The following is a 13,319-nucleotide window of genomic DNA, read 5'->3' as shown; positions in this document are numbered from 1 at the left end:
AAAAATTAAAAAGTTAGGGATACACCAAGGGAAACGGATTTGGCAGCCGGGTAAATACCGGCGTCTGTCCCAATCTGAACATTGCTACCCGAAGTTACCTCCGGATCAAATCCTTTATAGCTCGTCCAGGTCAATAGATTTTGCGCTGCCAGGTACAAATTCAGATTTGTAATGTGTGCATTTTTTAACCATTCTTTTGGAAAGCTATAGCCAAATTGTAAGGACTTCAATCGTGCGAATGAACCACTTTCAACAAATTGATCCGAAAATATGGGGGCGGGATCTAGTTTCGCTCTAGGATACAGTTGACTTGGATTAACCGTAGTCCAACGGTCAAGCGCATCGATGGATGCATTCTGTTGTCCTGTAAACATCTCAAGATTTTGACGGTTGATATTCAGTAGATCGTTACCAACTGTTCCTTGAATCAAGAAAGAGAGATCAAACCCCTTGTAGGAAAAAGTATTGCTGATACCGAATATAAAATCAGGCTGTGCATTACCAATTAGCGTACGGTCGTTGGCTGTTGTAAATTGACCGTCCCCATTGATATCCTTATATAAACGATCCCCAGCCTTTGGATTTGCATTTCCCGTCAATGCACCTTTACTACTTTCCTCACCCAACTGTAGAATACCGTCAGTAACGGTACCATAAAAAGTACCCAAGGGCTCGCCGACTTTAATAATATAATTTCCTGAGATATAGGATACCGCACCCTCACCGATAGTTAGTACTTTATTGCGGTTAAACGAAATATTCAGGTCGGTGTTCCAGCTCAGATTGCCTTGTAAGTTTTTTGATTTCAAACCAAACTCCAGGCCTTTATTGGAAACTGAACCAAAGTTTTGTAATGAAGTGGCATATCCCGAAGTCCAGGGGATCTCCACATTCAATAATAGATCCTTTGTCTTTTTGTAATAATAATCAATCGTAAACTGTAGTCTATTGTTCAGGACAGCAAGGTCAAAACCAGCGTCATATTGAAAGGTTGTCTCCCAGCCCAGGTTTTTATTGGGTACCCGTTGCGATGCAAAGCCTGTGACCACGTTATTTCCAAAGAGGTAATTTAAACTATACAGGGTTGAAAGTGACTGGTATTGACCGATCTCCTGGTTTCCGGTGGTACCGAAACTGGTGCGTATCTTAAAATCACTGATGCCGGGAAAAGTTTGCTTAAAAAAAGGCTCATTCACTACACGCCAGGAGAATGCCAAGGAGGGGAAATTACCCCATTTATTGTCGGCACCAAATCTCGAACTTCCATCGCGACGTATGCTCGCTGACGCATAATATTTATTTGCGTAATTATAGTTAACCCGCGCCAGGTAAGAATGTAGCACCCAATTGTAGCTATCCGAAGAAGGGCGTGTAATGGTGGAACCGCTCTGTAAACTATTGAAAAGCAAATCGTCTGTAACAAAATTCTGTGCTCCAGCCCTGAATACTTCATTTTTATTTTCCTGCTGTGTAAAACCAAGCAAAGCATTAAAATTATGCTGTCCGATAGCGCTGGTATAGGTTAAGGTATTTTCATTCAACCAGGATGTTCCATCTAAATTCCCTAGACTTGCCTCTCCTTTGGATCCGCTCCCTTCATAGATGTAGGATGGTAGATAGAATTTATCATCGCGGCTGTTGAGATCAACCCCAAAGAGCACTTTAGCTTGTAACCCCTCTAATATACGATACTGCGCAAAGGAAGTACCTAGAATACGTAAACCATTTGATGTATTTGTGGTTTCTTTCAATGTCGCAATGGGATTTGCAAAAATATTTTCAAATGGATTGCGTAGCGTATACGCACCATTTGGCTCGTAGATTGTTGCTGTGGGCGGCATAATGAGCAAGGCATTGACAATACCCGTTGGCGCAATCTGTGCATTGGTTTTATTGATAGATAAATTGGCTCCTACCTGTAGACGATCGAAAGGATTTGCATTGATATTGGAACGGAATCCCAAACGTTTGAAATCTGTATTTGCGATAACACCTTGTTGATCAAAATAATTGGCACCGAGAAAATACTGTACTTTTTCAGCACCACCGGACAGCGCTAGTTGATGATTTTGTATGTTACCTGTCCGAAAAGCTTCTTTTTGCCAATTTGTTCCTTCGCCTAATTGATCTATCTCAGCCTGTTTACGATATTGATATGGACCTAAGCTGGGATTAGCATCATATAAGGTTTCGTTGCGAAGGATGGCAAAATCATGGGCATTCAAGACATCAATGTTCTTGAGAACACGCTGTACGCCTATACTTCCGTCGTAGTTCAATTGTACATGGCCAGCCTTACCTTTTTTAGTTGTTACCAAGATAACACCATTTGCCCCACGAGATCCATATATTGCGGTTGCAGCCGCATCCTTTAGGACCTCAATGCTTTCTATGTCTGCTGGATTTATGCTGGCCAGCGGATTGACAGGGGTGCCGCTTCCCACGCCAGTGCTTTCTGTCTGGTTGTAGACTGGAAATCCATCGATGACATACAGCGGCTCATTTCCCCCTTGTATGGAAGCCCCACCCCGAATACGGATGCTCACCCCTCCGCCAGGTTGTCCCGAAGTTTGTGTAACCTGAACACCGGAGATACCTCCTTTCAAGGTCTGATCTAGCGAAGAAACAGGCTGTCTGATCAGATTTTCTGGCAAAGATGCCACAGCTCCCGTCAGATCACGACGCTTTTGAGTTCCGTATCCCACCACGACGACCTCCTCCAGATCTTCGGATGAAGGAACCAACTCAATAATTGTTGGTGATGTGTTGACGATTATTCTTTTCTTCTGGTAGCCAACAAAAGTTAAAATTAATGTAAAAGGCAGTTTTTGCCCAGTTACGAATTGGAATTTCCCCTTCTGATCTGTTTTTACGCTATGTGTAACAGCCTCCAACTGTATGGTCACACCCTCGATGGGTTCTTTGGTCGTTGCGTCAATAACTGTACCTATTAGGGACGCGTTGATAATCGGTTGAGGTTGCTGCGCCATCGCAAATACGAATGTATAGAGAAAAAGCACGACTAAAATAGCATACGAAAGTACGCTGAAATTTTTCATTGTCAGTTCTATTTAATATGAATATGCAAACAAGTGCCAACGCCATTTGGTACTCTTGTTTTTTTTTAAACTCGAATTGCCTGTTTAATGATTTATAAACAAGAAAGATGGTTGTGCTTAACTACACATTCGCATTCGACAAATGAAGAAGAAAAGATTAAAAGTTGGGATAGATTTTAGGTTGCTTTTTAGCGGTTTTAGATAGTCGTTTTTCATACTTGTTCAAAATTTGTAGTCTAGATTTTATGTTCGTTGCCAACGCCAATTGTTAACGACAGTACAAATATATAAATAGTTTTCAAAAAGACTACTTATTTAGTAGTCTTTTTGAAAACTATTTATGATCTTCTTATAAAGGGCTGCTTATCGCAGTGAAACGAATCAATCAGGGGGAATTAGTGGCAGTTCTTTATTTATTGTCATAAGATAAAGCTGTCAATAGGATTATTGTAGAGGATAATGGTCTAAAACAACATAAGCCCGATATTGAATCGGGCTTATGTTTATAGATTTTTTGAGATTTTATCCTCGCTAACGTTGATATCCCAAAGGGATCCACTATTTGCAGGATCTTATTCTCCGCTTTCTTTTGCAGCAAGATATCTTTCTGCTTCAAGTGCAGCCATACAACCTGTACCAGCCGCGGTGATCGCTTGGCGGAATATATTATCCTGTACATCTCCACAGGCAAAGACTCCTGGGATATTGGTTGCAGTACTATCTGGCTTGGTAATCAGATAGCCTGTTTCATCCATTTCCAATACGCCAGTAAACAACTCCGTATTGGGTTTATGACCGATTGCAACGAAGAAACCTGTTACTTCCAGATCTTTTTCAGATTGATCTTTGTTATTGATTACACGGATTCCTGTCACCACCTGACCATCCCCTAAAACCTCTTTAGCTTCAGAGTTGTAATGTACTTCGATATTCGGTGTGTTCATGACGCGGTGCACCATTGCCTTAGATGCGCGGAACTCGTCACGACGCACCAACATGTGTACTTTCGAACACAATTTTGCGAGATAAGTCGCCTCTTCTGCTGCTGTATCGCCAGCACCTACGATAGCAACTTCTTGATTTTTAAAGAAGAAACCGTCACAGACAGCACAAGCTGACACGCCAAAACCATTATATTTTTGTTCAGATTCTAAGCCCAACCACTTCGCTGTTGCTCCTGTAGCAATAATCACGGTGTCGGCAGTAACCTGAACTGTTCCATCAATTTCTACGCAGTGTACATCACCTGTGAAGTCTACTTTTGTCACATAACCAAAGCGTACGGATGTTCCAAAGCGTTCAGCTTGTTCCCGTAAGTCTTCCATCATAACTGGACCGGTAATCCCTTTTGGATATCCCGGAAAATTGTCCACTTCTGTTGTTTGTGTCAACTGCCCCCCCGGTACAATACCTGTATATACCACTGGTTTCATATCCGCACGGGCAGCATAAATTGCTGCTGTATATCCCGCCGGTCCTGAACCAATAATCAGACATTGTACATGCTCCACTTCTTGTTTGAATTCCATAATCCTTTTTCTAAGCTATTAATAAAGTTATTTTTTAAATTTATCTTGCAATCCTTTCAACATATCCAAAGAGATATTTTGAGATTTCTCCTCTTTTTGTTGATTGAATTCCTTTTTAGCAGTTTTTTTATCTTCTACTGAATGCGTTGGAGCTGCTTTCGCTTTTTGCTCGCTTTTTTCTTTCTTATATCTGATCCAGATATTTTCCAGTACTTTTTTGGTGTATAAAGGAAAATCACCGTTCTGCATCCATGCATAGTAGCTAGGCTCCTGTTCAAACACTTCTACAATTGGTTTTCCTTTGTGTTTACCAAAATTAATGGTCTCCAATCCATCTTCGTTGTATACGATGCGGCCTGCAAAATCTACGGGTTTACTTAAATTTGTAAATTCGTGCAATGCAGCAACATCATTAACAACAGGATAAGATACAACGCCATGACGATCTTCAAATGCTGATCCTTCGTATTTTGTCAACTGTGCTTTTAAAACTTCATACGTAGCACGCACATCCGCTTCAGCAGTATGTGCATTTTCAAGATTTTCATCACAATAAAACTTATACGCTGCCTTTAAAGTACGCTGTTCCATTTGATGGAAGATATTTTGTACATCAACAAATGCACGCCCATCCAGAGAAAAATCTACGCCTGCACGTAAAAATTCTTCCATAAGCATAGGCACATCAAACTTATTTGAATTGTATCCTGCCAAATCCGCATCGCCAATAAATGCCGCCAATTCTACCGCAATAGATTTAAACGTAGGTGCATCTTTGATATCTTCATCACGAATGCCATGAAAGAAGGTTGATTCTGCAGGAATCGGTCTTTCTGGATTAATTTTCTTCGTATATACAGTTTCTTCACCACTGGGTACCACTTTCAAAAATGATACTTCTACAATACGATCTGTCGCGACATTAACTCCTGTCGTTTCTAAATCGAAAAATACCAATGGTCTTTTTAATTTTAATTCCATGCTGGATAGTATGCTTTTTTAACAAAAACCAAAAATACAAAGTTGAATTTGATTTTTGTAGTCTGTGAAATTTAATTTACAACCGCTTGATGAATCGGTTCCAACTGATTGAATTTACCCACGACAACCTTAATCATTTGGTCAAAATCGAGATATTTATTTGCGATATCACGAACTTTTTCGGGTGTCATGTTTTTGATCTGCTCCATGTAATAAGAATAATACGTTAAGCTCATATCGTTCAACAAGACATTTTTGAATTTATCCGCATGGGAAAAGATACTCTCCAACGACCCCAACATCGAGCCTTCCATATAGGTTTTCACCAGCTCGACTTCTTCGTCTAGGGCTAATGTGGCCTTCAACTGGTTGATTTCTTTCTCGATCTCTGCTAATGTTGCATTTGTTACATCTACACCAACTTCCGTAGCAATTGTTAAAAAGCCGGTATGTTTTAAGGTCGCAACCGCAGAACCAATACTGTAGGTATATCCTTTTTCCTCACGGATATTTCGCATCAATCGCGAACCGAAAAATCCACCCAACAATGTATTTACAAATTGTAGCGCAGGGTAATCGGGATGGGTTCTCGAAATGGTTTGATTCCCCAGACGAATAGCTGATTGTAGTGCATTTTCTTTTTCTTCGTAAGCTATACCACCGGCATCTTGAATAAATACAGGATTATTTGCCGTAGTGACTGCTGCATCTTCTAGCCATTCGAATCCAAAAATCTGCTCCAACTCTTTCATCAAATTATCAGAAACATTTCCAGACACAATCAATGTGCAATTACTCGGCACAATTTCTTTCTGATATAAAGCAACCAATTGATCACGGTTAATCAGATCATAATCATCTAGTTTTGGGGTACGACCATAACGGTTGCTTTCACCAAAAACCAAGTTGTAAAACTTACGTCGTGCCAGATAATCATTTTTTTGAATGGAGACCTGAAATTTTTGTTTGTTGTTGCGGAGATAGGTATCTAGTTCCTCCTGAGGAATAGATGCTTCTGTCAGTATATCTTTGACAAGCGGCAGTAGAACCTGGCTATGTCTGTTCAATGTATACAAAGACAAGGAGGTTACATCAAAGGAATATTCAGGAACAAGAAATGCACCATAAAAATCCACTTTGTCTGCTATCTCGGCACTTGACATGCTCATTGTACCTTCTTTTAGCAATGCACTTAATGCACTATTCAGGAGCGGATTTTCATTTTGTGCGTCGAGGTATTTATTTTCAAAAATCCACTCAATGCGCACAAGTTCCTGTTCAGGAGAATGAAATACATACACTGGCAATCCGTTTGCGAACTGCTTTTTGACAGGTTCTTTCAAACTTATATGACCAATTTCACGGAATTCAGGTGCTTTTGTTCTATCCAACATGTCGTATCTCCTCCTCTTGTGCTTTATACATTAATACTGATGCGTTTTCGGGATTAAAAATAGCTTGTGCTTGTGCTTGTACTTCTTGGGCGGTTACAGCCAAATATTTCGATACTTCGGTATTGATACCATCGGCATCACCAAGCAACTCATGAAAGGCCAAATTCATTGCTTTATCCAAGATTGATAATTCAGCAAATACATTGGTTGACTCGATTTTATTTTTAACTTTTTCCAGTTCGGTATTAGACACCAATTCTTTTTTCAACAGATCGAGTTCTCCCCATACTGCACGTTCGGCTTCTTCCAACGATATTCCTTCGGAAGGCTTACCTTCAATAACAAATAGGTTATTATCGATACTGCCCATCACATAGGCATTTAACTCACTAAAGAGCTGTTCTTCTTTTACTAATCTACGATATAGTCTTGATGAAGATCCTCTGGAAAGGATATCTGAGAGTAGATCCATGGCAAAGTAACCATCTTCCAATCGTGCTGGTCCATGAAAAGCCATGTAAAGTGCATCTAATGGTACTGGAGCAAAAGCCGTTTCCCTTCTTAGTTCCTTTTGTATCGGTTCTTGCGGTAGCTGACGGTTATATTTTTCACCGGGATCAATATCACCGAACCATTTCTGAACCAAAGACTTAACCTCTTCATAATGTACATCACCCGAGACAACCATAATTGCACTCTGTGGATTGTAATGCAATTTGAAGAAAGCCTTAACATCCTCCATGGTCGCATCTTCGATATGTTTTAGCTCTTTACCGATAGTAGCCCAACGATATGGATGCACCTTATACGCTAAAGGACGCAATTTGAGCCAAGCATCCCCATAAGGCTGATTGAGATAACGCTGTTTAAATTCTTCACTTACTACATTCCGCTGTACTTCAAGGCTCTGTGGCGAGAACGCTAAGCTTAACATACGATCCGATTCTAACCAAAGTGCCGTCTCCAGATTGGAGGAGGGTAAAGTAATATAGTAATTGGTGATATCATTGCTGGTAAAAGCATTATTCTCACCACCTACTTTTTGTAATTCTGTATCAAAACTAGGGATATTGACGCTACCGCCAAACATCAAGTGTTCAAATAAATGAGCAAATCCGGTTTGCTCCGGTGATTCGTCCCTTGCACCTACATCGTACAATATATTTACACAGGCCATTGCTGTGTTATGATCCTCGTGTACCAACACACGTAGGCCGTTTTCTAAGGTAAATTTTTGGTATGAAACCATTTAGTTCTTTTTCGATTTTATGAAATCCAGTTAATACCTTTTCGCAACAGGGATAAGGTCTTGGCTTCTTCGGAGCCTTCTTCAGGGTGATGATCGTATACCCAATTGGCTTGAGATGGTAGACTCATCAATATGGACTCGATACGGCCATTTGTTTCCAGTCCAAATTTAGTACCAGAATCCCAGACCAAATTAAACTCAACGTAGCGTCCCCGACGGATCAATTGCCAATTTTTCTGCGTTTCGTTATATGTTTTATTTCTATTTTTTTCAACCAGCGCGGTATAGGTCGGTGCAAAGCTATGACCTAAGTCACAGGAAAATTCCAAGATATCTTCCATAGCCATGCCCGTTTTCGCTGTGTTTAATTTATCGTAGAAAACCCCTCCTATTCCACGGGTTTCTTGTCTATGACGAATAAAGAAATAGTCATCGGCCCATTTTTTAAATTCATCATAAAAAGTCGAATTATGTTTATCACAGACCGTTTTCAATTGTTGATGGAAAAACTGCGCATCATCTTCATTCACATAATGTGGTGTCAGATCAATCCCTCCACCAAACCAACGCATCTGTTCATTCAATTCGAAATATCGGATGTTCATATGAATGATCGGTACCCACGGATTATTGGGATGAATGACAATCGAAACTCCTGTGGCGAAAAAATCGTCTTCATCGACGCCAAACGCTTTTTTAATTGTCTCGGGTAGTTTGCCATGCACAGCGGAAAAGTTGACTCCACCTTTTTCCAATATATTGCCGTTTTGAATAATCCGTGTTCGGCCGCCACCACCACCTTCTCTTTCCCATAGTTCCTCCTCAAATCGGGCCGAACCGTCCAAGCGTTCTAAAGCCTGGCATATTTCATCTTGAATTTCTTTATAAGCTAAAGCTATCGCTTCTTTTGTAATCATCTACTCTATCGCTAGTTTATGTTAATTTTTCGCTCAGGGCTTGAATAATTTTAGATGCAGGCTGATGTTGATATAAAATTTGATATACGGCATCACAAATAGGTAATTCGACGGCATATTTTTCGGCATATTCTTGAATACAAGCGGAAGCATAATAACCTTCGGCCACCATATTCATTTCAAGCTGAGCCGATTGCACGCTATACCCTTTACCGATCATATTACCAAATGTTCTGTTTCGGCTAAACTGCGAGTATGCCGTGACCAACAAGTCTCCCAGATAAGCCGAAGTATTGACATCCCGGGATGTATCGCCATCTACTTTAGCAACAAACCGACGCATCTCGCGAATGGCATTGGAAACCAAAACTGCCTGAAAGTTATCACCATAGCCCAACCCATGGCATATACCTCCGGCAAGGGCATAAATATTCTTTAATACAGCTCCAAATTCAATTCCTAAAATATCTTCCGATAAGATCGTTTTAATGACTCTGGAAGATAAAAACGAAGCAACCAGGGCTGCACTATCCAAATTTTTGCATCCAAATGTCAGGTAAGACAGCTTACCTAAAGCGACTTCTTCCGCATGGCAAGGTCCTCCGACCACACAGATCCGTTCGATATCGACCGCGTAATGCTGTTCCAAAAACTCACCGATAATCAGGTTATCCTTAGGAATAATCCCTTTGATGGCTGACACAACTATTTTGTCTTTAAAATCTTCTTTTGTGACTCCTCTCAATGCATCTTTTAAATAAGCTGCTGGCGTATTTAAAATAACAATATCTGAATTAACAACAACATTTTTGGCATTGGTATCGATTGTTGTAATACTCAAATCAACAGAAACACCACTCAAATAGGTCGGGTTGTGTTTGAATTGTTGAATATACTCCGCATCTTCCTCTTTTCTAATCCACCAAAAAATATGTTTGTCTTGGTCATTTTCGCATAGCATCTTTATCATCGCCGTCGCCCAGCTTCCGCTACCAATTATACCAATCTTTTTCCCCTGCATGTTTTTAATTTGTTTTCGAAAGCAAATATACTTATTTACTGCTTAGATATGCGATTGCATCAAGAGATATGATACTTTAGTTACTTTTAGAACCGAGAAAACTTTGCAAAAATCCTTTCTCAACACCCACATAATAGGCGTTTTCTTCCTCTTTAACGGGGTAAATATTGATAAAGTCATGTTGAGCAGGATTACCCTTGCCTGTTACAAGATCAAATTCATGGCGATGGAAGGGACAGATTACTTTACCCCTTTCACACCAACCATTTTTGAGCGGAGCTCCCGCATGGGGACATTTCCTAGAGAAGGCATGCAATTGATCTTCAAACCAAGTAAGACAAATAGTCTTTCCGCCAAACTTATGCTCTGTTATACCCTTATCCTTTAGAAATTGGGCGTTATCAATTTTGTACCATCGAAGCATTCTACAAGATAGTTAAAAATTACAGTGAATTTTCTATCTTTGTGCAATTTCAAAAATTTGCACTATATATGGCTTTACAATGCGGTATCGTAGGTTTACCAAACGTTGGTAAATCAACATTATTTAACTGTTTGTCGAATGCGAAAGCACAGGCAGCAAACTTTCCATTTTGTACTATTGAACCAAATGTTGGGGTAATTACCGTACCGGATGCCCGTCTAAATAAATTAGCTGAGTTAGTCAATCCACAACGTATCGTTCCAAATACCATTGAAATCGTCGATATCGCCGGATTGGTAAAAGGAGCATCAAAAGGTGAAGGATTAGGTAACCAGTTTTTAGGAAATATCCGCACAACAAATGCGATCATCCATGTTTTGAGATGTTTCGATGATGGTAATGTTATCCATGTGGATGGTTCAGTAGATCCAATTCGAGATAAAGAAATCATCGATACAGAATTGCAACTTAAGGATTTGGATACTGTGGTAAAACGTATCCAAAAAGTTGAGAAAATGGCAAAAACGGGTGGTGATAAAGATGCTAAAAAGACCTTTGATATCCTATCTGTCGTTAAAGAACATTTGGAGGCAGGCAAGTCAGCACGTACAGCACCTATTGAAGCAGAAGATTTTGAATTTATCCAAGACTTAGCTTTGTTAACCGCAAAGCCGGTACTTTACGTATGTAATGTGGATGAAGGCTCTGTCAATACAGGTAACGCTTATGTGGATCGTGTAAAAGAAGCAGTGAAAGATGAAAAAGCTGAAGTATTGGTTATATCTGCACAAATTGAGTCTGAAATCGCCCAATTGGAGAGTTACGAAGAGCGTAAGATGTTTTTGGATGATCTTGGATTAGAAGAATCTGGTGTTCATAAGTTGATCAGAGCAGCATATTCCTTATTAAATTTAGCAACCTACTTTACAGCAGGCGTTCAAGAAGTACGTGCCTGGACAATTGAGACTGGTTTTACAGCACCTCAGGCAGCTGGTGTTATTCATACAGATTTTGAGAAAGGATTTATCCGTGCTGAAGTGATCAAATATGATGACTTTGTTAATCTAGGTTCAGAAAGTGCTGTAAAGGAAGCCGGAAAATTGGCTGTAGAAGGAAAAACTTACATTGTGCAAGATGGTGATATTATGCACTTTCGTTTTAATGTATAAATAGCTGATTAAACAGCAGGATTTAAAACATAAGCGGCCGAAAAGATGATTTTCGGCCGCTTATGTTTGCACTATATTTTAACCCCCAAATTTCCAGTATATTCACTGTATATTCATACTGCGATCACTATAAGTCCACGTGAGTCCACCTCTTATATTGGAGGCTGTACCAATATGATGGTAAAATTTTGCCCCTTATAATGTATTAGTTAAACTCCAGTAAGCACCTCCAAAGCTGACGATCAGTTTATTTGTTAGTAGACTAACAGTTAAACCCATCATTATTTAACAAAATAACGGTGTTCTATTACCTCAACTTTTTTAACATCCTTATCTTCCAGTAATTTTTTGACATCACAATGTCCTGTCACACCACGATAAATTAACGTCCCACCAAGGGTCAATCCGGAAAGCCCAGCCAGTGGAGATTTAAATATCTTTTTTACGCCTAAACCTAAAATAAACCCACCGGCAATTACAGATAATACGCGTTCGGAAGCACCAATATTCTCCTCAATGCAATCATCTTTTATCTTAGCCTTAATCTTGTCAAATGCAAATAGCAATAGGTTACTCATAATTATCTATATTTAAGTATTGTTTCTTTATGTAAACAAATTATGGTCCAAAAAAGTTTAGAAATAGAATAATAGTTTTTGTATGATTTCTCGGATCACATCCCTTATATTCGTATTTATCAAATTAAATATCCATGCAAGTCAAAAAATATTCTGGTGAATTAGTACCCTTTAATGGAGAAGCCTTACGGCATTCTCTTTCCCGTTCGGGAGCAAATAGCGATCAGGTAAACGAAGTATACAGTAGTGTTGTAGGTGAAATATACGATGGTATTTCAACCAGGGAGTTGTATCAGTTGGCTTTCGACACACTGAAGACCGTCCGAAACTCTTTTGCCGCACGATACAGCCTAAAAAAAGCCTTACGTGATCTTGGACCTGAGGGCTTTTATTTCGAAAAATACATCTCCCATTTGCTTCGTTCAATCGGTTATGAGAGCACCACAGGGCAGACGGTACAAGGCCATGCTGTTTCCCATGAATTGGATGTTGTCGCTTATAAAGACGGTAAGTTGATGACAGCGGAGTGTAAGTTTAGAAATGACATTGACGCCAAGATTTCCGTTACAACACCAATGTACTACCTATCGAGATTCAAAGATATCAGTGGAATTGACTATGATTTTTTTGGTAAAAAATTACAGTTTCAGGAAGGCTGGCTAATCACTAATGCCTACTTTACATCAGACTCGATCGATTTTGCAACCTATTACGGCATCAACTTGCTCTCTTGGGATTATCCAAAAGAGAATAGTATCAAAAGAAGAGTCGATAAAGCAGTCTTTTATCCTGTCACCTGTTTAACTACCCTTTCGGACCTGGAAGAACAGCAGCTGTTAAAAAATCAGTTGATCTTGGTAAAAGATATTGTAAACAATCCGGATAAACTGGATATTCTTGGACTTAACAAGGAAAGAAAAGAGAAGGTCCTCAAAGAAGCGAGTGAGCTATTAGATTACAAGGTAGAAGAAGAAGATTAATATTATCAGTCTAAAAAG

The 13,319-nt window shown here is 39.6% G+C and carries 11 protein-coding genes; 2 read left to right on the top strand and 9 right to left on the bottom strand.

Features of this window, described 5'->3' with window-relative positions; translation table 11 throughout:
- Nucleotides 1-5: 5 nt before the first annotated feature.
- The 8 genes from LC454_RS14875 to LC454_RS14840 form a co-directional block, all read right to left on the bottom strand.
- Nucleotides 6-3,059, bottom strand: a complete 3,054-nt coding sequence (locus tag LC454_RS14875; RefSeq protein ID WP_223583279.1) for a SusC/RagA family TonB-linked outer membrane protein — start codon at nt 3,057-3,059, stop codon at nt 6-8.
- Between the two features lie 572 nt (nt 3,060-3,631).
- On the bottom strand, nt 3,632-4,588 hold the full coding sequence (gene trxB, locus LC454_RS14870; protein ID WP_223583278.1) for a thioredoxin-disulfide reductase: 957 nt from the start codon (nt 4,586-4,588) through the stop codon (nt 3,632-3,634).
- Nucleotides 4,589-4,615: 27 nt separating this feature from the next.
- Nucleotides 4,616-5,569: a 3'-5' exonuclease gene (locus LC454_RS14865; protein WP_223583277.1), complete on the bottom strand. Its 954-nt coding sequence runs from the start codon at nt 5,567-5,569 to the stop codon at nt 4,616-4,618.
- A 71-nt stretch (nt 5,570-5,640) separates the two neighbouring features.
- A complete protein-coding gene (locus tag LC454_RS14860) occupies nt 5,641-6,963 on the bottom strand; it encodes a M16 family metallopeptidase (RefSeq protein WP_223583276.1) in 1,323 nt (440 codons plus the stop codon).
- Nucleotides 6,953-8,212, bottom strand: coding sequence for a M16 family metallopeptidase (locus LC454_RS14855; RefSeq protein WP_223583275.1), 1,260 nt, complete (start codon nt 8,210-8,212; stop codon nt 6,953-6,955). Before LC454_RS14855 ends, LC454_RS14860 begins: the two co-directional genes overlap by 11 nt.
- A gap of 17 nt (nt 8,213-8,229) precedes the next feature.
- A complete protein-coding gene (hemF, locus tag LC454_RS14850) occupies nt 8,230-9,129 on the bottom strand; it encodes an oxygen-dependent coproporphyrinogen oxidase (protein WP_223583274.1) in 900 nt (299 codons plus the stop codon).
- A gap of 16 nt (nt 9,130-9,145) precedes the next feature.
- Nucleotides 9,146-10,150, bottom strand: coding sequence for an NAD(P)H-dependent glycerol-3-phosphate dehydrogenase (locus LC454_RS14845; RefSeq protein WP_120257375.1), 1,005 nt, complete (start codon nt 10,148-10,150; stop codon nt 9,146-9,148).
- A gap of 76 nt (nt 10,151-10,226) precedes the next feature.
- The gene (locus LC454_RS14840) at nt 10,227-10,574 is read right to left on the bottom strand and encodes a Rieske (2Fe-2S) protein (RefSeq protein ID WP_223583273.1); all 348 of its coding nucleotides are present in this window, start codon (nt 10,572-10,574) and stop codon (nt 10,227-10,229) included.
- Between the two features lie 68 nt (nt 10,575-10,642).
- Between LC454_RS14840 and ychF the strand changes: the two genes are divergently transcribed.
- Entirely contained in the window at nt 10,643-11,743 is a 1,101-nt protein-coding gene (gene ychF / locus LC454_RS14835; RefSeq protein WP_223583272.1) for a redox-regulated ATPase YchF, read from the top strand.
- Between the two features lie 281 nt (nt 11,744-12,024).
- Here the strand turns inward: ychF and LC454_RS14830 are convergent, their stop codons facing one another.
- Nucleotides 12,025-12,321, bottom strand: coding sequence for a DUF2892 domain-containing protein (locus LC454_RS14830; RefSeq protein WP_120257372.1), 297 nt, complete (start codon nt 12,319-12,321; stop codon nt 12,025-12,027).
- Between the two features lie 134 nt (nt 12,322-12,455).
- On the opposite strand from LC454_RS14830, the gene LC454_RS14825 reads away from it, so the two are divergent.
- Nucleotides 12,456-13,301, top strand: coding sequence for an ATP cone domain-containing protein (locus LC454_RS14825; protein WP_223583271.1), 846 nt, complete (start codon nt 12,456-12,458; stop codon nt 13,299-13,301).
- The last annotated feature ends 18 nt before the right edge of the window (nt 13,302-13,319 follow it).

The organism is Sphingobacterium sp. GVS05A, from assembly GCF_019969845.1.
Taxonomy (GTDB): Bacteria; Bacteroidota; Bacteroidia; order Sphingobacteriales; family Sphingobacteriaceae; genus Sphingobacterium.
The sequence above is the reverse complement of the archived record's forward strand: the minus strand, read 5'-3'. Positions and strand labels throughout refer to the sequence as shown.